The sequence below is a fragment of the Paenimyroides baculatum genome (assembly GCF_008629655.1).
Lineage (GTDB): Bacteria > Bacteroidota > Bacteroidia > Flavobacteriales > Flavobacteriaceae > Flavobacterium > Flavobacterium baculatum.
In genome coordinates this window covers 341,898-368,724 of the sequence record NZ_VWSG01000003.1, presented here as the reverse complement: position 1 = coordinate 368,724, position 26,827 = coordinate 341,898, and the positions used below count along the sequence as shown (strand labels likewise).

Annotated in this window: 20 protein-coding genes; 4 read left to right on the top strand and 16 right to left on the bottom strand. The window is 31.8% G+C overall.

Translation table 11 applies throughout. The features are described from left to right. Position 1: 1 nt before the first annotated feature. The 7 genes from F0460_RS06325 to F0460_RS06295 form a co-directional block, all read right to left on the bottom strand. Entirely contained in the window at positions 2-2,293 is a 2,292-nt protein-coding gene (locus F0460_RS06325) for an oxidoreductase (protein WP_150011366.1), read from the bottom strand. Further along, a complete protein-coding gene (locus F0460_RS06320; RefSeq protein WP_150011364.1) occupies positions 2,290-2,898 on the bottom strand; it encodes a flavin reductase family protein in 609 nt (202 codons plus the stop codon). The genes F0460_RS06325 and F0460_RS06320 overlap by 4 nt, the downstream gene beginning before the upstream one ends. 108 nt (positions 2,899-3,006) lie before the next feature. Beyond that, complete coding sequence (locus tag F0460_RS06315; protein WP_150011362.1) at positions 3,007-3,309, bottom strand: type II toxin-antitoxin system RelE/ParE family toxin; 303 nt, start codon at positions 3,307-3,309, stop codon at positions 3,007-3,009. After that, positions 3,291-3,533, bottom strand: a complete 243-nt coding sequence (locus tag F0460_RS06310) for a hypothetical protein (RefSeq protein ID WP_150011360.1) — start codon at positions 3,531-3,533, stop codon at positions 3,291-3,293. Before F0460_RS06310 ends, F0460_RS06315 begins: the two co-directional genes overlap by 19 nt. Before the next feature lie 63 nt (positions 3,534-3,596). Further along, positions 3,597-4,406, bottom strand: a complete 810-nt coding sequence (locus F0460_RS06305) for a DUF4249 domain-containing protein (protein WP_150011358.1) — start codon at positions 4,404-4,406, stop codon at positions 3,597-3,599. Position 4,407: 1 nt separating this feature from the next. Beyond that, positions 4,408-6,780, bottom strand: coding sequence for a TonB-dependent receptor (locus F0460_RS06300; protein WP_150011356.1), 2,373 nt, complete (start codon positions 6,778-6,780; stop codon positions 4,408-4,410). A 97-nt stretch (positions 6,781-6,877) separates the two neighbouring features. Further along, entirely contained in the window at positions 6,878-9,250 is a 2,373-nt protein-coding gene (locus F0460_RS06295) for a TonB-dependent receptor domain-containing protein (RefSeq protein ID WP_150011354.1), read from the bottom strand. A gap of 175 nt (positions 9,251-9,425) precedes the next feature. On the opposite strand from F0460_RS06295, the gene F0460_RS06290 reads away from it, so the two are divergent. Both F0460_RS06290 and F0460_RS06285 read left to right on the top strand, forming a co-directional pair. Next, positions 9,426-10,469, top strand: a complete 1,044-nt coding sequence (locus F0460_RS06290) for a sensor histidine kinase (protein ID WP_150011352.1) — start codon at positions 9,426-9,428, stop codon at positions 10,467-10,469. Further along, the gene (locus F0460_RS06285) at positions 10,466-11,179 is read left to right on the top strand and encodes a LytR/AlgR family response regulator transcription factor (RefSeq protein WP_150011350.1); all 714 of its coding nucleotides are present in this window, start codon (positions 10,466-10,468) and stop codon (positions 11,177-11,179) included. The genes F0460_RS06290 and F0460_RS06285 overlap by 4 nt, the downstream gene beginning before the upstream one ends. A 9-nt stretch (positions 11,180-11,188) precedes the next feature. On the opposite strand, the gene F0460_RS06280 is transcribed toward F0460_RS06285, so the two are convergent. The 4 genes from F0460_RS06280 to F0460_RS06265 all read right to left on the bottom strand — a co-directional run bounded on the left by F0460_RS06280 (position 11,189) and on the right by F0460_RS06265 (position 16,481). Continuing rightward, positions 11,189-11,590 carry an NUDIX hydrolase gene (locus F0460_RS06280; protein ID WP_150011348.1) on the bottom strand — a complete coding sequence of 134 codons (402 nt, stop codon included), beginning with the start codon at positions 11,588-11,590 and terminating at the stop codon, positions 11,189-11,191. Between the two features lie 24 nt (positions 11,591-11,614). Beyond that, on the bottom strand, positions 11,615-13,546 hold the full coding sequence (locus F0460_RS06275) for an AAA family ATPase (protein WP_150011346.1): 1,932 nt from the start codon (positions 13,544-13,546) through the stop codon (positions 11,615-11,617). Positions 13,547-13,636: 90 nt separating this feature from the next. Then, positions 13,637-15,859: an NADP-dependent isocitrate dehydrogenase gene (locus tag F0460_RS06270; protein WP_150011344.1), complete on the bottom strand. Its 2,223-nt coding sequence runs from the start codon at positions 15,857-15,859 to the stop codon at positions 13,637-13,639. 232 nt (positions 15,860-16,091) lie between these two features. Then, a complete protein-coding gene (locus F0460_RS06265; RefSeq protein ID WP_150011342.1) occupies positions 16,092-16,481 on the bottom strand; it encodes a DUF1573 domain-containing protein in 390 nt (129 codons plus the stop codon). A 192-nt stretch (positions 16,482-16,673) separates the two neighbouring features. On the opposite strand from F0460_RS06265, the gene F0460_RS06260 reads away from it, so the two are divergent. Next, a complete protein-coding gene (locus F0460_RS06260) occupies positions 16,674-19,307 on the top strand; it encodes a valine--tRNA ligase (RefSeq protein WP_150011340.1) in 2,634 nt (877 codons plus the stop codon). Positions 19,308-19,358: 51 nt separating this feature from the next. Here the strand turns inward: F0460_RS06260 and F0460_RS06255 are convergent, their stop codons facing one another. The 5 genes from F0460_RS06255 to F0460_RS06235 all read right to left on the bottom strand — a co-directional run bounded on the left by F0460_RS06255 (position 19,359) and on the right by F0460_RS06235 (position 26,146). After that, complete coding sequence (locus tag F0460_RS06255; RefSeq protein ID WP_150011338.1) at positions 19,359-21,569, bottom strand: M56 family metallopeptidase; 2,211 nt, start codon at positions 21,567-21,569, stop codon at positions 19,359-19,361. Between the two features lie 3 nt (positions 21,570-21,572). Further along, positions 21,573-21,938: a BlaI/MecI/CopY family transcriptional regulator gene (locus F0460_RS06250; RefSeq protein ID WP_150011336.1), complete on the bottom strand. Its 366-nt coding sequence runs from the start codon at positions 21,936-21,938 to the stop codon at positions 21,573-21,575. A 131-nt stretch (positions 21,939-22,069) separates the two neighbouring features. Next, positions 22,070-24,043 carry a M43 family zinc metalloprotease gene (locus F0460_RS06245; protein WP_190304105.1) on the bottom strand — a complete coding sequence of 658 codons (1,974 nt, stop codon included), beginning with the start codon at positions 24,041-24,043 and terminating at the stop codon, positions 22,070-22,072. Positions 24,044-24,208: 165 nt separating this feature from the next. After that, a complete protein-coding gene (locus F0460_RS06240) occupies positions 24,209-24,886 on the bottom strand; it encodes a response regulator transcription factor (RefSeq protein WP_150011332.1) in 678 nt (225 codons plus the stop codon). Between the two features lie 3 nt (positions 24,887-24,889). After that, positions 24,890-26,146: a sensor histidine kinase gene (locus F0460_RS06235; protein WP_150011330.1), complete on the bottom strand. Its 1,257-nt coding sequence runs from the start codon at positions 26,144-26,146 to the stop codon at positions 24,890-24,892. 179 nt (positions 26,147-26,325) lie between these two features. Between F0460_RS06235 and F0460_RS06230 the strand changes: the two genes are divergently transcribed. Beyond that, entirely contained in the window at positions 26,326-26,736 is a 411-nt protein-coding gene (locus tag F0460_RS06230) for a DUF1573 domain-containing protein (RefSeq protein WP_150011328.1), read from the top strand. Positions 26,737-26,827: the final 91 nt, after the last annotated feature.

Genomic DNA, 26,827 nt, shown 5'->3' with positions numbered 1-26,827 from the left:
ACTACTTTTTATTGCTTTTTGGCTTTAAAGCCTTCTTCATACGTTCGGTTTGCTTTCTTTCAGAAATTGTTGAACTGTATAGGTTTTCTATTCCTTTTTGGTATTGATATGGAATATCTGTAATAGTAATTTGTTCATAAGCCTGTGCTTTTCTAACAAAATATGGATCTAACAACAATGGTTTTCCAAGAGCAACCAAATCGGCTTTTCCACTTAAAATAATGGTGTTGATCTGATCGATATCAGTAATCGTTCCGGCAGTAATCGTTGGAATATCTGCTGAATTTCTAACCATATCAGAGAAAGGAACCTGCCACATTCTACCGGTTTTCGGGTTTTGATTTTCAACGGTATTTCCTGTGGATACATTAATGATATCGGCTCCTGCTTTTTTAAATTCTGAAGCTATAAAAAGAACATCTTCTTGAGAAATGCCGTTTTCTGCCCAATCAGTTGCTGAAATACGAACTGAAATAGGTTTTTCTGATGCGAAATTTTCTCGAACAGCATTAAAAACCTGCATTGGAAAACGTAAGCGGTTTTCTAAAGATCCGCCAAATTCATCGGTTCTATTATTAGTTAAAGGCGATAAAAATGATGCCAATAAAAAGCCGTGATGAGCTTGTAATTCAATCATGTCAAAGCCTGCTTTTTCTGAATTTTTAGCCGCATTTGCAAACTGATTGATTACGTTTTGCATATCATCTGCAGTCATTTCTTTTGGAACTGCCATTTTATCATTGAACGCAATAGCCGATGCCGAAAGTAATTCCCACGCATTATCAATTGGTTCGTTTGTACCTTCCCAAGGCTTTTTAACAGCACCTTTTCTGCCTGAATGTCCTAACTGAATTCCGATTTTTGTTGAAGTGTTTTCATGAACAAAATCGGTAATTTTTTTCCATTCTGCAATTTGTTCTTCATTGTAAATTCCGGCACAGCCTAAAGTAATTCGTCCGTTTGCATCAACAGCCGTCATTTCTGTTACAATCAAGCCTAAACCGCCAATGGCGCGCGAAGTATAATGTTGAAAATGCCAATTGTTAACCAAACCGTTATTCGCAGAATATTGCCCCATAGAACTCATAACAATTCTGTTTGAAAGTTCTAAACCACGCAATTTAAAGGTAGAAAAAGCGGCAGCGTTTGTGTTGTTATTATGTTTCTGATTGAATTCTTGTAATACTTTATCGGTGTATGATTGATCTCTTAATCGAAGGTTTTCATAGGTTACTTTTTTAGATCGAGTCATACATCCGAAGGAGAATTGATAGAACGGATATTTTTCGTATCGATTCATGTTTTCAAACCATTCCAACGAAACCGATGCAGCGTACTGAATCATTTCCACAGGGTTTCTTCTGGTTTTCTCGTATTGTTGAAACGTATTTTGAACATTATCCGGATTTGCCATTAACGCATCAAACAAACCAATGGCGCAATCCATTGCCAGTTTTGTACCTGATCCAATCGAGAAATGTGCAGTTGCTTTGGCATCGCCCAATAAAACAATGTTGTTGTGATGCCAATTTTTATTGGTTACATGCGGAAACTGTCGCCAATGCGATTTGTTAGTAATTAGTGAATGACCGTCTAATTCATCTTTAAATATTTCGGAAAGTTTTGCTACGGTATCTGCTTCATTTTCTACTTCAAATTGTAGGTTTTTCCAAGTTTCATCGGTACATTCAAAAATCCAGGTGCTCATTCCTTCTTCATATTGATAGGTATGTGCAACGATGATTCCGTAAGGTGTTGTTCTAAAAAAATAGGTAAAAGCATCTAACGGTTTGGTAGATCCCATCCATACAAATCGGTTTGATTTTAATTGGATATTCGTTCCAAATTCGTTTTGAAACTGGGTACGAATTCCGCTTCCAATTCCATCTGCAGCAACAATAATGTCCGAATCTTTAAACTGCGAAAGATCATCAACATTTTGTTCAAAATGTAATTTCACACCTTCTTCTTCGCAACGTTGATGTAATAATTTAAGTAAGGTTTTACGTGAACAACCGCAAAAACCGTTACCGGCAATGCTAACTTCTTGTCCGTCGCGAGCCACAATAATATCGTCCCAATACGCAAATTTGCTTCGAATTAATTCGTACGACTGCATATCGCGTTTTAAAAATTCGCCCAAAGTTTCATCGGAAAATACAACGCCAAAACCAAAACTATCTTCTGGTTTGTTGCGTTCGTACACGTTAATTTCCCAATGGGGCATTGCTTTTTTGGTTAAGATTGAAAAATAGAGTCCGCCCGGACCACCGCCTATAACCGTTATTTTCATAGATTTCGTTTTATTGAGAAAGTTTCGCCCAGTTTGCTGTAATTAGATCCGGCTAAACGGGCAACAGGTTGGTATTTGTCTAAATTAATTCGGTGATTTTCCAGAAGAATTTCATCGGCAATATGCATCATCAGTACTTTACCGATAACGATACACGCACCGCCATTTTTATGATCTTCCAGAAAATAATGATGCACCATTTCGCATTCAAAATGAGCTTTGGCTTCGGCAACTCGTTTAGGTTTAATTAATTCGCAAGAAATAGGAGTAAGGTTTGCCAGCTGAAATTCATCAACAGCATTTTCAACCGCGTTAGATGTAGTGTTCATTTGTTCCACAACATCTTCGGTAACCAAATTCACGGCGAACTGTTTGTTTGCCAAAACATTGTTTAAAGTATCTTTATTTTTATCGCCCGTACGAACTGTTGAAAACATCACATGCGGCGGATCTTCGCCCACCACATTAAAGAACGAAAAAGGCGCAAGATTGTTAATTCCGTTTTCATCAACAGTAGAAATCCAGCCGATTGGGCGCGGAATTACCAAACCTGTCAATAATTTATATAAAATACCGGAATCGGTATCTTTTACAGAAATTTGCATAAAAAAATGTAGTTTACACAAATAACGTAAAAAATATTTATAATGCTGATTTTTTTTGATATTGATAAGTTATTTTACGGTGTAGATATCGTGATTTCTTTTGATTATTTATAGAAGTTTTACAAGATCAGCCGGGTTTTGACGATTATCCCACAATGCAGTAATGAAAATTTTAGAATCGGTTATTTTATAGTAAATACTAAAATTTCCCATAGCTGCTTCTCTTGTGTCTAAATGGTTTGTAAGTTTTCCTGCATAAGGATTTTTTAAGATCAGATCAATACGTTTCTTAATAAGCTCTATGAGTTTTTTGGCATAAAGAGTCGATTGATTTCGAATGGTCCAATATTTTAAGATTTCACGACGTTGCTTAATCGCAGTTTCAGTCCAAACTACAGATTTTTTAGCCATTCTAAATCCAATTTATCTAATTCTTCTTGTGAAACTATGCGATTGTTCTTTATATCGTCTTCACTCATGTTCAACATTAATAATTGATCATATGAAAGTTGTATGGCATCGTTTTCAACAGAACTTTTACTGATTAATTTGTAAAGCGCAGTTAGATATTCTTTATTAGATATCGTAAGTAATTTATCTATAATATTATTTCTGATGTTATCGGCTGTATCCATAATCAAATAATTTATAACAAAGGTTGTAAATTTATTTCAAACTTCAAAATTGCATAAAATCAATTACTTAACGGTGTACGTGTAGTGATTTCTTTTAGCGATATGAAAGTATCCCAATGCAAAATTTGATTGATTTGTCTGGTTTACGATGTTTCCTTTTATGGTTCCCATTGGACTTGAAAAAGGATTGCCGCTGTCGCCGGAAATTGACAATAATTTTGACAAATACTGATGATATTGCTTGCTAATTGATGTTATGGAATGATTCAAGGTATCGCCAGTTTTTAAGTCTTCTTTATCAAAAATGTACAGATCGTTCATGATGTTTCCGTTTGTAAACTGATCGTTGGTTACACCAAAATAATTATCAACAGGCGAAATCATTTGTACGAGATAGTGATTTTCTTCGTTGGCATCATCTTGAAAATTAAACATTATTTCATACGAATCTCCACCAAAACCACCATCGTCTTTTTGATCGACACTTAAAATTTCAGGCGATGATAATAGGGTAGAAGTTGCTGTATATGTTTCGTTATTATAAACAACAGTTAATTCGTAATTTCCATCGATTTCTGGCTGAAAAAGTTCGTTTGTGAAATCTCCACTACCTATACTTACAAACTGATAAACCGTGTTGCTATCGGTATCTTTAATAGAAACTTCCGCATTATCAACTGTTGGGAAAACGCCTGAATAAAAATCGGTTGTGGTAGAAAGATGAATTTTATTGTAATCGGTTTCGCCTAGAAAAAGGTTTCCTTCAATAACCAAACGCGGTATGTTTTTATCAAAATCAAGCGTAATATCTTCTTCGCAGCTAACAAAAAACAGACTGCAAATACTAGCGAATATGTAAAGTAACTTTTTCATATTAAAATTTAAAATTATAGGTAACACTTGGCACAATTCCAAAAATAGAAAGCTTGGTAGTTTCGGTCATGTTGTTAGAATCTTCAACTGATCTAAAACTGATTGACGCTGCGTTTTTACGATTATACACGTTGTAAATTCCAAAAACCCATTCGCTTTGCCATTTGCGGTTCTCGTTTTTAGTTGGCGTGTAGGTTGCCGAAATATCTAAATGATGAAAAGCCGGCATGCTGTAATTGTTGCGTTTGTTGTAGTTTGGCACCTGCACACCTAAAAATTCATACTTTCCGTCGGGATACGTTACCGGTCTTCCAGATTGAAGGGTGAAACTTGCGTTGAAACTCCATTTTTTGCTGAAATCATAACTTGCAACAATTGATAAATCGTGCAAACGATCGTGTGGTGTTCTATACCATTCGCCGTTGTTTATACCCGTTTCATTTGCAGTTCTACCAGCAGTTTGCTGTATACTTTTAGCAATGGTGTAGGCAACCCAACCTGTCAATTTTCCTTCGTTTTTTCTGAATAAAAATTCCAAACCGTAAGCTTCGGTTTTTCCGTTTAAAAGTACTTGCTCAATAGCGCGATTTCCTATTAAATCGGCACCATCGATATAATCTAAACGATTTTTTCCTAATTTAAAGTACGATTCAATTTCTAACGAATATTTATTGTCGTTTAAGTTTTGAAAAAATCCAACAGCATACTGATCTACAATTTGCGGTTTCACATACGGACCACTTGGTTCCCATATATCTAACGGAGTTGCCGATGTAGTGTTTGAAATTAAATGAACATACTGCGCCATACGGTTGTAGCTCATTTTTACCGAACGATCGTCGTTTAATTTTACCGAAACAGCCACACGCGGTTCAAAATTATCAAACTTACTTATGTTTTTATTTTTGCCGTAATACTGTGTGCCGATCGGAACTGCTTTTTCATACGTATCGGTTTGCTGATTGTAAACCACCGGATTATTGTTCTCGTACAAATTGATATTTTCTTCGCCTAGACGATTAAACATGCTGTATCGCAACCCATAATTTACCGATAAAAACGAATTGATTTCTTGTTCGGCTTCTATAAAAATAGCATTTTCCCAAGCATATTTATGCGGAATTTGGAACGAATTGATTTGCGAGTCGGGCTTGTTGGGCTCCATTGTACCCGGATTGAAATTATAGTACAAACTGCTGATTCCGTATTTTAAAGAAAACTCATCATTGATCTGATGATTGATTTTATAATTGAAATCGTAATTCTTAATACCTGAATCCCAACTGAAACCGACAAAATTTAAAGTCAATCCGTAGTAATAATCAGAATATCTAACCGAAGCTTCGCTGTTTATTTTTGATGAGTATTTGCTGTTCCAAGTTAAATTAGCAACGGTGTTACCAAATTTATTATCAAAACTATCATTGAATTTAAAAATATCCCTTCCAAAATATCCCGTCAAGTACAACTGATTTTTATCGTTCATTAAATAACTCCACTTGGTATTTAGATCGTAAAAATAAGCCGAACTTTTAATATCTGTAAGCTTTAAAAACAAATGAGCATACGATGCGCGACCTGCAAACAAATACGATAATTTATCTTTGATAATTGGACCTTCGACCATTAATCTGCTTGATAAAAGTCCGATTCCGCCAGTCGCCTTATGATCTTTATAATCTCCTTCTTTTTGATTGATCTCTAAAACCGATGAACCACGACCACCGTATCGAGCAGGAATTCCGCCTTTGTACAGTTTTATGTTGCTAACCGCATCGTTATTAAAAACCGAGAAAAATCCGTATAAATGCGAAGACCCATAAACCGAAGTTTGATCTAACAACAATAAATTTTGATCGGATCCGCCACCACGAACGTTAAAACCAGATGTTCCTTCTCCCGAATTTACAACTCCCGGCAATAACAAAATGGTTTTTAAAATATCGGTTTCACCCAAAACCACCGGCGCTTTTTTAATTTCGGCAGCAGTAAGTTTGTTAACGCTCATTTCGGGTTTACGAATGTTAATTTTGTTCGATGTAGTAATAACGATTTCATCTAAAGAATTATCGTCTGCCTGTAGGGAAATGTTCTGAACCACATCTTTTGTAAGATCGATTTTTTGTGAAACGTATTCAAATCCTTCCACATAAACAGAAAGTTGATAGGTTCCGCTTGCAGCCATTAAAGAATAATTTCCTACATCGTCGGTCTGTAAAACAGTTTCATTATTGTTTAAAGCAACTGTTACGGTAGTTGATGCTAGCGGCGTATTATTTTTAGCTTGCGTTACTTTGCCCGATAGTTTGTATTTACTTTGTGAAAAACTTAAACTTGTAACAAATAACGATAATACTAAAAGTGTTTTTTTCATGAGTTTTTAATTAAACTAGATAAGTAACGTAATGAAAGGTTTCTTTAGTATGTTTTAATTTCTCTTATTTGTTACAAAATAAACTTGTTTTTATAAATTAAATACGTTGTAACTCATCAGAATTGCCTGATTGTCTTTCGTTTGTTTGTATGTTTTTGTTGCCAAAACGATAAACTAGTGAAAAGCGTACGCGTTGTGCATCCCAAACATTTTTAAATTTTTGTGTAACACCATACATTTCTTGTTTGCTGTATTCACGTCCGTTAAAAATGTCGCTGCCACTAACACTTAACTCTAATTTTTTGTCTAACATTAAATATTTTACTGTTGAATAAAATTTTGCATACGGTTTTAGTTCGAAATTTTGATATGTTTCGCCAAAGTTTTGAAAGTAACTTAAACTGAAAAATAGTGTTTTATTAGCGTTTAAAGTAAAATCATTTGTGGTAAAAAAAGATACTGATGTTCCTTTGTATGTTTGGTCTGAAATTGCAATATTCGAAACTGAATAATCAAAATTAAAAGTATTTACACTAGTCCACCAATTTGTTATTTTTGCTGTGTAACTCTCTGTAATTCCAATATTTGTAGCATCAACATAATTCATCCAAATGTAATTGTTCTGTTTTGTTTCGGCATTTAACATAGAAGCTTGGTTTACACCGTCTTTCATACTTGATACATATATTCTACTGTCTAATTTTTTATAAGTGTAGGTTAATTCAAAATTGTGTGAAAAGGAAGGACGTAAAAACGGATTTCCCTCGTTGTAACTAAATTCGTTGTTGATAGTTCTAAAAGGATTTAAACTTTCGTAGCTAGGACGGCTAATTCGTCTTGAATAATTGAAACCTAAACTGCTTTCATCGGTAAAATTGTGCATAATATATAACGTAGGAAACAGTTTTAAATAATCGTTTTTATGACGATTATCGTTTTGTAGCGAATAACCTTCTGTTTGGGTAGCTTCTAATCGTAAACCAGCCTGAAAAGTCCATTTTTCTGAAAGTTTCTTATTTGCCGAAAAGTAAACTGCCTGATTTTTCTCTATATATTTAAAGTAGTTTGATAAATTTTCATTGTTTACAAAAACGCCATCCTGATTTTTACTCAATGCTAAAATATTATTTTTTGATATAGATTGTGAAAATCGAAATCCTGTTGAAAAATCGGCAAATTTAGTAGGGAGTTCCAAATCTGCTTTTCCAGAAATATTCTGAATTTTAATATCAATATCGTTAATTCCGGTATAAGTTGAATTTGGAATCAGTTCATTTGTTGGTGTAAAACCTGCGTACGTGAAATCGTTTGTTTTTGGCGAATTATAGTTTACAAAATCAAAATCAATACTTAATTTTCGACCTAAAGTATCTAATTTATATTCTGAATAAAGAGTATAAATCTGCTGAAAAGTTTTATCGGTAGAAGTTGCGTTGTTTCTTAAAAATTTATTTACAGAACCATTTTCACGATCAAAAATTGTTGTAACCTGTGGCTGTGTATCAGCAAAATTTGAATTATAGATTGATGCTTTTGTACCAACTTTCCAGTTTTTGTTTAGCTGATAATCTAATGCGATTTTTCCACTAATGTATTTATTTTTAGCATCAGAAGCGTTTTCGTTTTGCCAAAAAGCATCATTGTAATAAATATCGTTATTCCAATTAATAAATGATCTGCGTTCACCAAGATTTAAAGAACTTTGAAGTGTAACTTTATTTTTTTGTAAGTTAAAAGCTGCGTTGTATTGTTGCGTGTTTCTGCGGCTGCGTTGATAAGTAGCACCCAAAGTTGAATTCCAGCTGTTTTGCTTTATTTGTTTTGTAACTATATTAATAATTCCGCTATTACCTTCGGCTTGATATTTAGCAGGTGGTGTTGTAATAACTTCAATTTTAGATAAGTTAGAAGCACTTAAACTTTCTAAATAATTAGTCAGTTCCTGTTGATCCATATAAGTTGGTTTATCGTCTATTAAAACTAATACAGAATTTTTGCCCGAAATACCAATGTTTTCTTGTGTAACAGTAACGCCAGGTGTGGTTTTAAGAGCATCTAACGCAGTTCCACCAGCTGTTGCTGTGCTGTTTTCTACATAATAAATAAAACGATCGGCTTTGCGTTCGGTAAGTTTTTTGCTCGTTTCTATAACCAACTCGTTTAAGTTTGTTGATGACTGTACATTAATAATACCAAGATCTAAATTGCTTGTTAAGTTAATTGTATGCTCATAAACAATATCATTAAAATAAATAATTTGCAGATTATAGTTTTTTTCGGAAGCTTCAATTTCAAATAAACCGTTTTCGTTTGTGCTGCTAAAAATAGTATCGTTTGCAATTAATTGAATATCATAAAAAGCTGCGGCTTCGTTATTTTCTTTTACTAAACCTTTTAATTGATGTGTTTGCGCAAATGCTGAAATATTAAACACAAAAAAGATACATGCTAAAAATACTTTTGTTTTCATTATAGATTATTTTTTAGCAAAATTTGATTTTATGTAGGTGATATTATTTTTATTTCGACCAATAACAAAAAAAATCCGACGAATGTGTTCATCGGATAAAAACATGATTTTGTCGAAATAATAAACTTGACTTTTAATAAAAATCTACTTTTACACTATAAATAAATTAAAGAATATGAAACAGAAATATGTAGTTGCTTTACACATTTTGTTTTGGGTGTATTACTTTTTACAAGAATTGGTAGCATTAAACCCAAGTACTCAAACTCTTAGCATTCCTTTATTTTCGTTTACCTTTTCAAATCCTGAAGTAGCCATAACGTATTCGTTTACCTTTTTGTATGTTTTTATATTTTACTTAAACTATTTGGTTGCTCTGCCGCGTTTTTTTGATGTAAATAATACAAAGCAAATATTTTTGGCATTACTATCACTTTTTGCCATTTTTATTGGGTTACGTTACTTTATTGAAGAATTTTTATATTTAAAACTTTTCGGTTTTCATAATTATTACGATGGTGTATCAATTCCGTATTATATTTATGATAACATTTATTACGGAAGCCGCCCAATTGTAGCATCGTCTGTATTATGGTTTATTGTGAATATGTTTCGTTTGCAGAAAGATCAAATTCGATTAATTGAAAGTAAGCGCGAAACAGAAATTAATTTTCTTAAATCGCAAATAAACCCGCATTTTATCTTTAATACGCTGAATAATATTTATTATCTGGTTTTTGAAAAGTCTGAAAAATCATTAAAAGCAATAGAACAATTAAGCGGATTAATGCGATACATGACTTATGAAAGCCAAAACGAAACCATTGCCATACAAAATGAGATTGATTATATAGAAGATTTTATTCAGTTAGAATCTATGCGTATTGTAGGTAAACCAAACATCATTTTTGAAAAGGATATTGAAAATTATCAATACCGAATTCCACCATTGTTGTTGATTCCTTTTATAGAAAACGGATTTAAACACGGCATTGTAAATAATGAAGAGCATCCGTTCACTATCAAATTAAAACAAAACAGTAATTTGTTTGTTTTAGAAGTAGAAAATGTAATCAATCAATATAAAAAAGATAAACAATCTGGAATAGGAATCGATAACATAAAAAAGCGTTTACAATTGTATTTTCCTGATAAACATTTGTTAGAAATCAATATAAAAGAACAAAAACACCAAGTTAAATTAACTATTAATTTATGAGAGTAATAAATTGCATTATTTTAGACGATGAACCTATGGCTGTAGCTTTACTTTCTAAATATGTTGATAAAATTCAAAACTTAAATTTAGTAAAGGCTACTACAAATCCTTTTGAAGTGCTGGAATTTACCAATAACAATTCTGTTGATGTAATATTTATTGATATTCAAATGCCCGAACTTACCGGAATACAGTTAATGGAAATGTTGGGCAATAAAACCAAATTTGTAATTACATCGGCATACAGTGAATATGCTTTGCAGGGATATGAACACAATGTAATAGATTATTTATTGAAACCTGTTTCGTTTGATCGTTTTTATAAGGCTGTTGTTAAAGTTCAGGAAGTTTTTAAAGAACAAGCTTTTACTAACGTGATGACTGCTGAAGAGAAATCAGAGGATTTTTTATTTGTGAAAACCGATGGTAAATTAATTAAAATAAATTTAAACGATTTACAGTTTGTTGAAGGTTTAAAAGATTACCTGTATCTACATTTAAAGAATGAAAAGCTAATAGTTTTAGACACTCTTAAAGATTTTGAACTTAAACTACCAAATAACTTTATGCGTGTACATAAATCGTACATTGTTAGGTTAGATCAGATCGAAAGTATTGAACGCAACCGTATTTTTATTCAAAACAAAATAATTCCGGTAGGCGATACCTATAAAACAAAATTTCAAGACTGGGTAAAGAGTTTTATATAAAGCTTAGAGCTATAGCAATAGCCATTTGGGTTGAACCAATTCTTTAGCTAAATGAGCCCAGCTGTATTCTTGATGATTATTTTTGTTCATCCACACAAATTTATCAATTTCATTTGCTATCACCGGTTCAAAAAAGTAGGGCAGATGTAACCAATAAACGTAACCATGTACCATTGTATTGTGTTCGTTTACGGCTTTTGTTTGGTGCGATCCTAAAAATGTTAATTGATGAGGTTGAATTTTCAAACCAATTTCCTCTTTAGCTTCGCGAATTATGGTTTCAATATCCTGTTCTCCATTTTGAATTTTACCGCCGGTTAACTGATAAAATTCTGAATTTTTCTTGCAAACCAAAAGCAGTTCTTTTTTTGGATTGATAATGGCAACCGATGCTATATTTAAAGTTTTCATGTTGATAATATATAAAGAAAGTATCTATATTTTGTTTTCTTTTATGAACTTATAGATTGAAGTTGTTAGGTTAACAATTTCTTTACTTTTCTTATAAATATCCCATGAGATATTTTTATCAAGCACTAACTCACTTAATCCTCTTTTGTTAACTAACGTTCCTGGAATTGAATTATTTGTTTTATAAACAGATTTATTAATAAAATATTCTTTTCCATCTTTTCCAACATCATTTCTTAAATCATTTAAGAATTCACCAATATACTTTTTTTTATAATCTTCGGGTTTAATTTTGTTTAGAGACTTCTTAATTTTATCTGTTGCTTCAACTTCATTTTTTCGGATTAATGATGAATTGCAATAAAAATCTATTGCTTCAGTCCATATATCAGTAGGTAGTATATTTTCTATTTCTCTTATATTAGTTAGTATGTTTGTCTTGATATTTAGATTTTCTTTTAATTTATTTAATCTTGTTGCTTTTAAAGTTTCACCTGAAGCATTATCTGAATCTGCTACAAGAAAAATTTTGTTATTTAAAGCTAATGCATTGATGTTTTTCTTAATATCTTCTTCCGTTTCAGAACTTAATGGCTCAAAAATATAATGATCTATATTTGAACCAGCATATTCGAAAAATGCAAAATCAATATCTTCTTTTAAAATTTCAGCTTTGTTTGAAGTATCGTCAATATATGCTTTTAAAAAAGCTTTGATATAATTTCTGTCAGATACACCTTCAACCCAAATACTACAATTTGCTAAGAAAACAGATGAATTATTTACCCCTATTTCCTTTAATATAGAATTGTCACCTTGATTAATATTTCTAATTTCAAACTGTTTGTAATTCCCATTTTGATTTTTCCGTTGAGAAAAAGAATAAATAGAAACAGAATCTTTTTTGATTGTTAAATCTAAGAAATGATTGGAATGTGTAGATATAAAATATTTTAAATTCTTTTCTCTAAGAGTTTTATTATTAGATATTTGATCTAAAAATAAACGTTGAATTCCTGGATGTAAATTGATCTCAGGTTCATCTATAAATATATAAGCCCCTTCTTCAGCCATAAAAATTGGAAACATTAAAAGAATTAAGGCTTGAATACCATCTCCCAATTCATAAAGTTTTCTATCAGCTTCACCATCAATATGAATAATTATATTATTACTAGAATTTTCTCCTCTTGAATTGGAATCAAAATTATATTCAGCAACAATATCTACAGTTTTTCTATTAAAGAAATTTTCACTGATAAATTTCTCAAAAGATTCAAATCTAACTCTCTTGTCTTTAGTTGAATTCCTAGCATTTAAAATTTCCTTATAAAGATGTAACCCCGTAAATATTTGAACTTTGTGTATATCTAGTTTAAATTTGTAATTTTTTAATATTGTTTGTTGAAAGAAGTCTTCTTCAATTTTTTTGTCTGTAGTATTAATTAAAGAATGTGCTGTTCTTAAAGTTGGGATAAATATTTTTTTTACAGTTATTTTTTGAGGTAAAGAGTTTGAAATTTCTTTTAAAAAAGTAATAATTTTATTGTTAGTATATAAATCAGGAAAGCTTGATATTTTACTTTTAGTTGATATTATTTCCAGATCCGTGTTAATTAATGATTTGTAATCAAATTGAAAATCTTCAAGTTTGTAGTAACGTTCAATATTATGTTGATATAGACTATATAAGTCTTTAATCAGATTGTTATAAAGTAAGACTTTGTTAATAAATTTAGCTGAAAAATACCATTCTTCCATTTTTATCAATTCCCTCATAAATCTACTTTTACCACTATTATTACTTCCTATGAAAATATTAATGTTATTTGTATTCGGTAAATAATTTGCATGTTCATTATCATTTATTAAAAAGTAAGATGAAAAAGTATGACCAATAAAATGACTGTTTTCCGAGATTAAGTGTAAATCAAAAGTATTATTTTTCGTGTTCATAATGTTTTTACGTTTCTACAATAATAATAAAAATAAGAGTATAAAAAAACCGTCGAATTTACGACGGTTTTTATGTATGTAAATTATGAATTATCCTAATTTAGAAACAATTGCATTTAACGTTGCAGACGGACGCATAGCTTTTGATGTTAAATCAAAATCTGGATGGTAATAACCTTTAATTTCTTGAGCTTTCCCTTGCGATGCGATTAATTCTTCGTTAATTTTAGCTTCGTTTGCTGTCATTTCTTGGGCAATTGGTGCAAATAAAGCTGCTAAATCTGCATCTTTTGTTTGTGCTGCTAAAGCTTCTGCCCAATACATTGCCAGGTAAAAATGAGAACCACGGTTGTCTATCGTTCCTAATTTTCTTCCCGGAGATTTATCTGTAGCTAAGAATTTTTCTGTAGCAACATCTAAAGCATCTGCTAAAACTAATGCTTTTGGATTGTTTTGTGTTTGCGATAAATGCTCTAAAGAAGCTCCTAAAGCTAAAAATTCACCTAACGAATCCCAACGTAAATAACCTTCTTCAATAAATTGTTCGATGTGTTTTGGAGCCGATCCACCTGCACCAGTTTCAAACAATCCACCACCGTTCATTAAAGGAACAATTGACAACATTTTAGCCGATGTTCCAACTTCTAAAATAGGGAATAAATCGGTTAGATAATCACGTAATACGTTTCCTGATACCGAAATAGTGTCTTCGCCCTTACGAATTCTGTCTAAAGAGAATTTACAAGCATCAACCGGAGCCAAAATGCGGATGTCTAATCCTGTGGTATCAAAATCTGGTAAATATTTGTTTACTTTTTTAATGATTTCTCTGTCGTGCGCACGGTTTTTATCTAACCAGAAAACTGCCGGAGTTGCAGATAAGCGTGCACGGTTTACTGCCAACTTAACCCAGTCTTGAATAGGTGCGTCTTTTGTTTGACACATACGGAAAATATCGCCTACGGCAACTTGCTGCTCCATAAACACATTTCCTTCTGCATCAATAATACGAATTGTCCCTTCAGCATCTGACTGAAACGTTTTGTCGTGCGAACCGTATTCTTCTGCCTTTTGAGCCATTAATCCAACGTTAGGAACAGATCCCATTGTTTTTGGATCTAATGCGCCGTTTGCTTTACAATCATCGATAACTGCAGTGTAAATTCCTGCATAAGATCTATCTGGAATCAATGCAAATGTATCTTGCTGTTTACCTTCTTTGTTCCACATTTGACCTGATGTACGAATCATTGCCGGCATAGAAGCATCAACAATAACATCAGATGGCACGTGTAAATTGGTAATTCCTTTATCAGAATTTACCATTGCCAAAGCAGGACCATTTGCAATTGCAGCATCAATCGCCGCTTTAACGTCAGCTTCTTGTGCGTTTCCTGCAATTTTACTGTATAATTCACCTAATCCGTTGTTTGGATTGATGTTTAATTCTTTGAATAAATCTGCAAATTGTGCAAAAACATCTTTAAAATACACTTCAACAATAGCTCCGAAAATAATAGGATCCGAAACTTTCATCATTGTCGCTTTTAAGTGTGCAGACAATAATACGCCTGCTGCTTTAGCTTCTGCAATTACATCGGCAACAAAACCTTTTAATGCGGTAATGCTTAATACAGATGAATCGATCACTTCGCCAGCTTTTAAAGGTGCTAAACCTTTTAATTCTTTTACGGAACCGTTTGTTCCAACGAATTCAATTTTAAACTGAGAAGCGTTTTCAACAGTAACAGATTTTTCTGTTCCGTAGAAATCGCATGATTCCATGTGAGCAACTTTTGTTTTAGAATCTGCAGACCAAGCACCCATTGAATGTGGGTTTGCTTTTGCATAATTCTTAACAGCTTTTGGAGCACGACGGTCAGAATTTCCTTCACGAAGAACAGGATTTACTGCTGATCCCAATACTTTTGCATAAGAAGCTTTAATTGCTTTTTCTTCTTCGTTTGTTGGATCTGCAGGATAATTAGGTACTGCATAACCATGTGCCTGCAATTCTGAAATAGCAGCTGCTAACTGTGGAATTGAAGCAGAAATATTTGGTAATTTAATGATGTTAGCTTCAGGTGTTTTCGCTAATTCACCTAATTCTGCCAAAGCATCACCAATTTTTTGATCTTCTTTTAAGAATTCAGGAAAGTTTGATAAAATTCTTCCTGCCAACGAAATATCGCGTGTTTCCATTTCGATACCGGCTGGTGCAGTAAAAGCTTTAACAATAGGTAAAAATGAATAAGTTGCCAACATTGGCGCCTCATCTGTTAATGTGTAGATAATCTTAGATTTTGACATTATTGTAAGATTTATTAAAGTCGAAATTAATTTTGTTTACAAATATAATAAATACACTTATATTTTTTTGATTGTAAACCGATAATGATGTAAGATTTAGTAATTTGATAATTGCACAGTAACAGTATTGCAGAACTGATAATATTATCTAATAAAAAAGAATATTTGATACCAAAGGGTATTAAAACAAAAAAGGTTGTTCGTTTAGAACAACCTTTTTTATACGAGTAATTTTTTAACTTTCAACCACTTTTCCTTTGATGTACAAAGCAACAGTTCCGTTCTCGATGTTTTTAGCATTCGATTCTACAGTAATAGTTTTAGAGATTGTACCTGGATTCATGTTGTATTTTACTTCAATTTTGTCAGATTTACCTGGCATAATCGGAGCCTCTGGTTTTGAAGGTACCGTACACCCACAAGAAGAACGAACGTTAGTAATAACTAAAGGCTCATCTCCTGTGTTAGTAAACTCAAAAGTTCTTACGCCTGTGTCAACACCTTTAACAACAGTACCGTAATCGATTGTGTTGTTTTCAGCTTTAAACTCAATTTTTGGACCAGTTTGTGCGTATGAAGCAGCTCCAACTAATGTCATCGCTACTATTCCTAAAAATTTTTTCATTGTTTCAATTAATTTTAATTATGTAAATTTAAATAGTTTCAAATGAAATCCAAACAATATTGATTTTTTTTGCATTTCGTTATGATATTTTCAAAACCTGTGCCAAACTTAACAAATTTAAAATTAGTGAACTAAATTTTAAAGATTATTGTATTTTTGTTTTTTTATCACACGATTTAAACAGTAAAATATATGACAATTCCTGCACAGTTTGATGCAAAACAAGTTGAAGCCAAGTGGTACGACTATTGGATGAAAAACAACTATTTTCGTTCAACACCAGATCATAGAACACCTTATACAATTGTAATTCCGCCGCCAAACGTCACGGGGGTTTTGCACATGGGGCACATGCTGAACAACACCATTCAGGATGTCTTGATTCGTCGTGCGCGTTTAAAAGGGTTCAATGCTTGCTGGGTTCCAGGAACAGATCACGCGTCTATTGCTACCGAAGCGAAAGTTGTTGCCAAATTAAAAGCAGAAGGAATTAATAAAAACGATTTATCGCGTGAAGAATTTTTAAAGCATGCTTGGGAATGGACCGATAAATACGGTGGAACTATTTTAGAGCAGTTAAAAAAGTTGGGCGCTTCTTGTGATTGGGAACGTACAAAGTTCACAATGGACGATGAATTGTCTGCTGCCGTTATAAAATCGTTTGTTGATTTATACAATAAAGGAATGATTTATCGTGGTTACCGCATGGTTAACTGGGATCCTGAAGCAAAAACAACATTGTCAGACGAAGAAGTAATTTACGAAGAACGTCAGGGAAAATTATATCATTTAAAATATCAGATCGAAGGTACAAACGATTTTATCACCATTGCAACAACTCGCCCTGAAACAATTTTGGGGGATTCTGCAATTTGTATCAACCCGAACGATGAACGTTATGCGCATTTACGTGGAAAAAACGCCATTGTGCCAATTGCAAACCGAGTAATTCCTGTTATTTTCGATGAGTATGTTGATATGGAATTTGGTACAGGTTGTTTAAAAGTGACGCCTGCGCACGATGTGAACGATAAAGATTTAGGCGAACGCCATAATTTGGAAATCATCGATATTTTTAACGATGATGCTACAATGAACGATTTAGGTTTACATTATAAAGGTAAAGATCGTTTTGTGGTTCGCGAAGAAATTTCTAAAGAATTAGAAACCATCGGTGCATTGGAAAAAGTAGAAAATCACTTGAATAATGTAGGAACTTCTGAACGTACCAAAGCAGTTATCGAACCAAGATTATCAGATCAATGGTTCCTTAAAATGGACGATTTGGTGAAGCCTGCAATTAAAGCCGTTTTAGAAACCGAAGAAGTTAAACTGTATCCAAACCGTTTCAATAATACGTATCGTCATTGGATGGAAAATATTCGCGATTGGAATATTTCGCGTCAGTTATGGTGGGGACATCAAATTCCGGCTTATTATTATGGTAGTGGAAAAGAAGATTTTGTGGTTGCTGAAACCATTGAAAAGGCTGTTGAATTAGCTCGAACCAAAACATCAAACAATCAACTTCAAGCGTCTGATCTTACACAAGATGCTGATGCTTTGGATACGTGGTTTTCGTCTTGGTTATGGCCAATGTCGGTTTTTGATGGAATTGTGAATCCGGAAAATGAAGAATTCAAATATTATTATCCAACAAACGATTTGGTTACTGGTCCGGATATTTTATTTTTCTGGATTGCCCGAATGATTATTGCTGGATACGAGTTTACAGGCGAAAAACCTTTTACAAACGTATATTTAACCGGAATTGTACGCGATAATCAACGCCGTAAAATGTCTAAATCATTAGGTAATTCTCCTGATCCTTTAGATTTGATCGAGAAATTTGGTGCCGATGGTGTTCGTTGTGGATTATTATTGTCATCGTCTGCAGGAAACGATATTTTGTTCGATGAAGAATTGTGCAATCAAGGAAAAGCGTTTACAAACAAAATCTGGAATGCTTTTAGATTGATTCAAGGTTGGGAAGTATCGGAAACAATTCCACAGCCCGAAGCATCAAAAGTTGCGGTAGCTTGGTACGAAGCAAAATTGCAGAAAACGTTGGCTGAAATTGAAGATCATTTTGAAAAATACAGAATTTCTGATGCCTTGATGGCAATCTATAAATTGGTTTGGGATGATTTTTGTTCGTGGTTTCTAGAAATGATAAAACCGGGATATCAACAACCAATAGATGCGATTACGTTTAAAGCAGCGACAGAAATGTTAGAAGCTAATTTAAAATTACTGCATCCGTACATGCCATTCTTGACCGAAGAAATTTGGCAGTATATTGCAGAGCGTTCAACAGAAGATGCGTTGATTATATCAACTTGGCCAGAAATTAAATCGTTCGATCAACAGTTGATTGCCGATTTTGATTTTGCAAGCGAAGTAATTGCAGGAATAAGAACCATTCGTAAAGACAAAAATATTTCGTTTAAAGAAACAATAGATTTAAAAGTATTGAATAACGATAATGCTTCTAAAACTTTTGATGCCGTTATTGAAAAACTGGGAAATGTTGCGAGTTTAGAATACGTGAACGAGCAGGTTTCAGGTGCTTTATCGTACCGTGTAAATTCAAACGAATATTTTATTCCGATTTCAGGTTCAGTAAATATCGAAGAAGAAGTTAAAAAATTAGAAGAAGAATTAAAGTATTTACAAGGATTTTTACGTTCGGTACAAGGAAAATTATCAAACGAAAAATTTGTAAGCGGCGCACCGGAACAGGTAATTGCAAACGAACGCAAAAAAGAAGCCGATGCTTTATCTAAAATTGCAACGATTGAACATTCTTTAAAAGGATTGAAATAATATAGATTTTACAAAATAAAAATCCTCTCAAATTGAGAGGATTTTTTTGTTTTAATAAACTTCAGATAATTCTACTTTTGTACCATCTTTCCGAGTTATAGAAGCTCTAACCGATGTAATTTTAAAGTTTTCATCTTCGACTTCTTTAACCGTTTTATTAACATCATTGAAGATACCAGTTAAAGTTTTGTAATCATCGTCTAATAGCTTTTTATCCGATTTTTTGTTTGAAACAATTACAGTTTCTTTTCTTTTTGCTAAAAGTTTTTGACGCTGTTTTTCTACTATTTGTTTATGTTGTGAAAGATCCTTTTTTTGAACATATATAAAATGGTTTTTTTTCTGTTTCGACAATTCTCTTGCTTTTAAAGCTTGTGTTTTTTGTTGAAACGAAACTTCTTTTTTACCTTTTGTTGTAATTAATAATACACCATCTTTTGCTTTATCTCCGTATTTTTCAATTGATTTTTTATCCTTTAAAACATCAATACGTTCTATGTCACTTGGATGAATTTTTCTAAAATCTCCAGAATTTAGTTCTTTACCATCAACAATATGGACTATCTTATTATTTGACGAACTACCTATTCCTTTTATAGTGACATGAGTGTCTTTATCATTTAGTTTTTGTACTTGCATTTTGTTTGATGAGGAAAGGCTATCTTTTCTTTGCTGATTTATTTTATTAATGTAGTTTCTTAATTCTTCTTCAGTTGATTCTTTACCATTAATCAGAATTTTATTAGAAGGTTTATCAGTATTATCATCTGCAAGTTTAAAAGTAAACATACGGCTGCCAAAATTGTCTTTATCATTGGTTGATAAATTTACAATAGTGCCTTTTTCTGGATTGCCTGCATCAATATGCACAGATTGAATTCTTGATGTATCAAAATTTTTCAATTCATTTTTATTCATTAAAATTCCATCAATTACTATTGGAAATTTAGAAGCAACTATATCAAATGTTTTTCTATCATTTTTCAATATTTCTAAATCTTTTTCAACAGTATCTAAAAGCATGAAAAAGTCAGATTCAGGAACAGAAGCTAATTTTTCTTTCGCGTTTTTTTCTGAAACCGTTTCAATATAATATTTGCCAGAATCATTTTTATAAACATAAAGACGGAATGGTTCAAATGGTTTGTTAGATTGCATTTTTTCATTCAAAAAATACTGATTATCATCTTTACAAGAAATTTTAATAGATGTTAATTCACCATCTTTATTACGCTTTAGGTTATCAATAGTAATATCTAAATTACATTTTTCACGAAGCATTTTCACAGTTCTTTTGTAATAGTCATCGTCATATTTACTGTGAATCATTACATAAAAAGAACCTTCTACTTCATCGTTTTCAAAAACTTCCTGCACCTCAATAGATTCTTTAACTTGTGCTACCGTTTCAATCTGAAACAAGGCAAAGAAAGCTACCAAAGCCGGTGTTGCTAATAAAAATTTAAGTTTTTTCATATTGGTTGATTTTTTAGAGTTTAGTTGTAAAATGCGATTTTTAATCTCACTTGCGCTGTACGAATTCACAAATTGAATGGCGTATTTCGTTTGAAACTGTAGAAGATTTTTTTGATACAAAACACTTTCTGTAGTTTCAATCATTTTTTGATCCACAATAAATTCCAAATTGGTGTTTATAGCGCGCTGCATTACTTTTACCAACGGATTGAACCAGAAAACAGCAGCAACCAATTCAATTAAAATGAGATCAAATGTGTGTTTTTGGTTTAAGTGGATGCTTTCATGGTCTAAAATGATTTTGTGGTTTTGCCATTGAAAAAAGTTTTCCGGAACAACAATCCATTGATAAAAAGAGTAAACAGTTTTGATATCTGCAGTAATTTTGATGTTTGAAGCACCTAAACTCGGCAGTTTTTTTATGGAACGATAAAGTTTTGCAACCGCATATATTTTTCTGATTATTAAAACAGAACTTATAAAAAGAATCAGGTAAACTGAAATCGGTTGTAAATCGATGGTTTCTAAAAAAGATTGTTCTTTAACAACTTCATTAATAAAAACAGTTTCATTATCGTTCGTAAAATATTCAACCGGAATTGGCTCTACAAAAACCGTTTTTGTAAAAGTAACAAGCGGAGCATTGATTGAAACAATGATAGATCCTATAAAATACCAACGGTTTAACTGATAAAAAGTTTCTCTTTTTAAAAAGATTAGATAGAAGAGTCCGAAAAAGATCAGCAGTAAATTCGCTTTTAAAATGTAATCAAGAAACGGATGCATAGGCTATTTTTTTTGATTGTTTTCAATAATTTTCATCAGCTCATCAATTTCAGTCTGTGATAATTCTTCTTCTTTCACAAAATAGTTAACCAAATTAGAAACCGAATTGCCAAAATATTTTTTAATAGAATCTTTCACAAAAACTCCACGATAAGCTTCTAAACTAATTGTGGGATAATATTGATGTGACTTTCCGTAGCTTTTATGAGCTAAAAAGCCCTTTTCTTCCAATAAACGCACAATTGTTGAAAGTGTGTTGTAATGTGGCTTTGGTTCGGGCATCTCGTCTAAAATATCGTTTACAAATACTTTTTTCAATTGCCATATAACCTGCATTATTTCTTCTTCTTTATTCGTCAGCTTTTCCATATTAAAAATTTGATATTACAAATGTAAACTAAAATTTTAGTTATACAACTATTCATGTAGTTTTTAAACTATTTTTTTAGTTGATAATATTTAGATATATAAAAAGCCCTAAATAATTTTAGGGCTTTTTATTACTTTTTTATGAATTTATAAGGAACATTATTAATATTTAAAATGTATGTTCCGGAAGAAATTTGAGAAACATCGATGGATAAATTTTCATCTGTAGTTTTTAAACTTTTTATTAATTGACCTGAATTTGTATATATAGTTATCAATTTTTCTTCAGAATTATCAGAATTTATATTTAATGTGTTTTCAGCAGGATTCGGGTAAATGTTATATTTCTGTTTTTCAAATTCATTACTAGAAAGGTAAGATTCAAAAATAACTCCGTAATCCTCAATGTCTCCAATATTATATTGTGTTGTACAATTTAATTTTGCATTGGTAATACTTGTACGCTCACTAATAATTCTCATTCTTAAAACTTCACCTTTTTTAACATTTGTAGGAGGTGTAAAATTATAAGAATATACTTTATTATTTGTGGAAGGAGGTACAGTTTCTTGTAATATTAATTCGCTAGATTCAAAAGTTCCATTGTCGTTATAATCTATATAACCTTGTAATATTAAGTTGTCTTTAACGGAAGTATGATTGTTAGATACTGTAATATCAATTTTGTTAGGTTTATCAAAAGTAGCTTTGGTTATGTGCGTACAGCTAAAATCTGTATAACCATTGTTAATTCCGATTGCTGTACTATTATTGATATAATTCAGCTTAACATTATTAATTGAGTACACAAAATTACCTACATTAAAAGAAGTAGGTGTACAATAGTTTTTAGAACTTTGTGGAAGAATTTCAATAATATTACTTTTTATAATACTGTTTGATCCCAAATTATTCGTTGAAGTTAAGGCTATACTGTAAGTTCCTACTTGATTTAAAGTAATTGTTGGATTAGGTTCCGTCGAGGTAAGTATTGTTTGCCCATTTTTTGTAATAACCCATTTACTTGTATAATTTACCAAAGTTGTACTATTAAATGTATTCAAAAAACAAGTCGAGGTGTTTTTTAAAGAAATGGGTGTTCCAATACAAAAAAACTGTTTAAAAGATGAAATACTATTATTAATTAAAAATTGAGATTGTGGTGCTTGCGTCATTTTAAAAACACTATTTGTAGCAGGCAAATACGATGATCTGTAAAAGGGAATAGCACTTTGCATTCTTGCAATTTGTAAAGGTGTAAAAACGTTTCTATATTCATGTCTTGCATATGACATATAATTATGTTTATATGTAGAATTGTTGTTACCTGAACAATTGTTTGCAGCAGTTAAAACCAAATCGTTTGCATGAGTTTGAGGATGAGGTGGAGTATCCGAAACACAATCACCATCAGCTCCGCAACCATTGATTTGTGCAGGGCAGTTTGTTCCTGTTGATCCTTGAAAAGTATGCATTAGATTTAAACTGTGACCAAGCTCATGTGTAAGTGTTTTACTACTTTCACCAACTAAATATTGATAAGAAATAATTGTTCCGTCATGTATTTTTCCATGTTCTGTTGGAAAATATGCATAACCGGAAACACCTTGTGCAGCAGTAATTTTGTTTACTACCCAAATGTTATAGTATTGTGTAGGATTCCAGTTAGATAAAGCTCTAATTGTAGTTGCATCTACTCCATTGTCGGTAGCAGAATATCTATTCCCATATTGAATATAGGTTTGATTATTACTAAAATTAATACGATTTATACCAGTTGAACATGATCCGTTTGGTGCTTTAGTAGCTAAAACAAACTGTATGCTGGTACTGTTACCGTTTGTGTGGTTGTGATTGTTTTTAAAATTATTATTTAATACTTCTAACGCAGTATATACATCAATATCAGAAATGTTTGATCCAATCCCAAGAGCTTCGCCAGCATGTATAATGTGAAAGACAACAGGAATATAATAAGTTACCGGATTTTTAGATTTTAATTCTATCTGACTTTGGTAAAATTTTTCAAACTGGCTGTCAAAGTTTTTTTCAAGTACATACTCTGTACCGCAATTATTTAAATGTTGCTCTGTTTGTGCATTCAACAATAAGGCATAAAAAAATAAGGAAATAGTAAATAAGTGTTTCATACATTGTTATATTTTTTCAAAAATATAATAAAAATTAACATGTTTGAATAACTTAAATAAATAAAGATGTTATTTTTTACTTTAGATTAACAAAACACACTTCCAATGAATGATATGATATTAGGTTCCATAAAATCTAAACCCAATTCCATGTAGATTTTCAATGGAAACAGAATCGTCGTCTGAAAAGATTTTACGAAGCCTTGAAATAAACACATCCAAACTTCGCCCCATGAAATAATCATCATCTCCCCAAAGTGCTTTTAGAATTTCTTCTCGCTTTACTACCGTATTTTTATGATCAATAAAATATTTGAGCAATTCCGATTCGCGCTGCGTTAACATGATAGTTTCAGATAAGTTGGAAAGTTTATAGTTTTTGGAATCGAAAACATATTTTCCTACTTTAGGTAAATAACTTTCAGAATTATTTTTCTGCGTTCGTTTTAAGAAAATTTCAATTTTTAGAATTAATTCTTCGATACTGAAAGGCTTTACCAGATAATCATCGGCACCGATTTTCAGACCTTTAATTCTATCTTCTTTCAAGGTTTTGGCAGAAATAAAAATGATAGGAATTTCAGAATTTAAAGCACGAATTTCTTGTGCCAATTCAAATCCGTCCAATTTTGGCATCATAATATCAAACAAACAAATGTCAAATGAATCTGATTTGAACATTTCCAAAGCCGATTTTCCGTCTGCGCAATGCACAACTTCATAATTAGGTTGTAAACTATCCTGCGTAAGAAAAGCAATTGTTTCGTCATCTTCGGCGTATAAAATTCTGTATTTCATCTTTTAAGAATTAGGGAAAGTGATTGAAATCGTTAAACCTTTTTCGGAATTATTTCGAGCAGAAATTTTCCAATGATGCTGCTGAACTATTTTTTTTACATAAAATAAGCCCAATCCAAAACCGTTTACTTCATTGCTTTTTTTGTTTGAAACTCGATAGAACTTATCAAATATAAAAGAAATATTTTTGGTTGGAATTCCGATTCCATTATCTGAAAAATCTAGCTTTAGTTCTTTATTATCCCTTGTTGATTTAATTTTAATTTCAGGATTTTCTTCACTGTATTTAATGGAATTATCTATTAAATTATGCACTATATTGGTAAAGTGAAATTCATCGGCAAAAATTGTTTCAGCAGGAATTACATAAATTTCAATTTTTAAATTTTCATGTTTCAATTTTAAAGGTTCTATAATTTCATTCAAAAAAGGTAATAATTGAATTTTTATAGGATTAATTGCTAATGCTGATTCATCATTTCTGGCAATATTTAGGATTTTTTCAATATGATTGTTCAGTTTTTTTCCTTGCGTTGTGATGATGGAAGTATAGGTTTCAAGTTTTGAATCGTTTTTAACTAAATCCTGATTACTTAAATAGTTAGAAGCGAGTAGGATAGACGAGAGAGGCGTTTTGAATTCGTGCGTCATGTTGTTGATGAAATCCCGCTGCAATTCCGAATATTTTTTATGTTGAATAATGGTATAAATCGAATAAACATAAACCAAAAGTATCACAATCAATGCAAAAGAAAGCACAAACCAAAATTGCAACGAACTAATCAAATACGAGGTTTCTTGTGGAAATCGAATTGCAAAATAATATACTAGATTATTTGATTTTGGAAATTCAATTGTTTTTTTATGAATCAAATCATCATCAATCGAAATGTATTTCCCATACATCATATCATCGCTTTCACAATTGTAAATAGCATACTCATAATCAGTTACGATATTAAATTTTGAAAATTCCGTTTTTAGGTAATGTTCCAAAACTTTTGGTTCAATGTTATCATTTACATTTACAACGTAATAATCATTTGAAACTCTCTGAATAAGGTCTTTACTAGAGAATTCGTGTCCGTTACTTTCATATAACTGACGAGCTACTTCCAATAAAGCGATGTGTATTTTCTGTGAAAATTTCTTCTCTTCTAAAGTAAATGCTTTGTAAGTCCAGATCAACTGCGCAATCAGAATCCCGATGGTCGCAACCAAACCAAGAGCAATGATGATATTTAGTTTTTTGATTTTCAAGTGAATTTCCGCTATGAATAATGATTTCTTGAGACAATATTAATTAAAAAGAGTCGAGTTTATTTACGATTAACAACTCATTAACAAAAGATTGAAAACGGTTAACAACAGTAAAACCATAGAGATTATACTTTTGTTTCATAACAAATCAAAATTAGTTTAATCTTAAATTATTTATTATGAAAATTTTAAAAACGTCTTTAATTGCACTTTCATTGATGGTAATTCCTGCCTCAGCTTCAGTTTTAAATGTAAACAACATCATTGAAAATGTTGCGGATGCAGTTATTTCATGGAAATCTGAAACAATTGATGTTGGTGAAATTCCACAGGGAACACCAAAAAACATTAAATTTGAATTTACAAATGCTACTTCAAAAACGGTTTTGATCACGAATGTTAAAGCTGCTTGTGGTTGTACTGCAACAGATTACAGTAAAGAATCAATCGCTCCGGGAAAAACAGGATATGTAAATGCAATTTATAATGCTGCGAGTGCGGGCTCCTTTACAAAAAGTGTAACTGTAACGACAAGCGACAGTGATTCTGCTAAACAATTGACTTTCAAAGGAACGGTTGTTGCAAAATAATTAATTACTTGATCAATTTAACTTTACTCAAAACGAGCACTTTGAATTAGTGTTCGTTTTTTTATTAGATAATCAAAATAAAAACAAATCA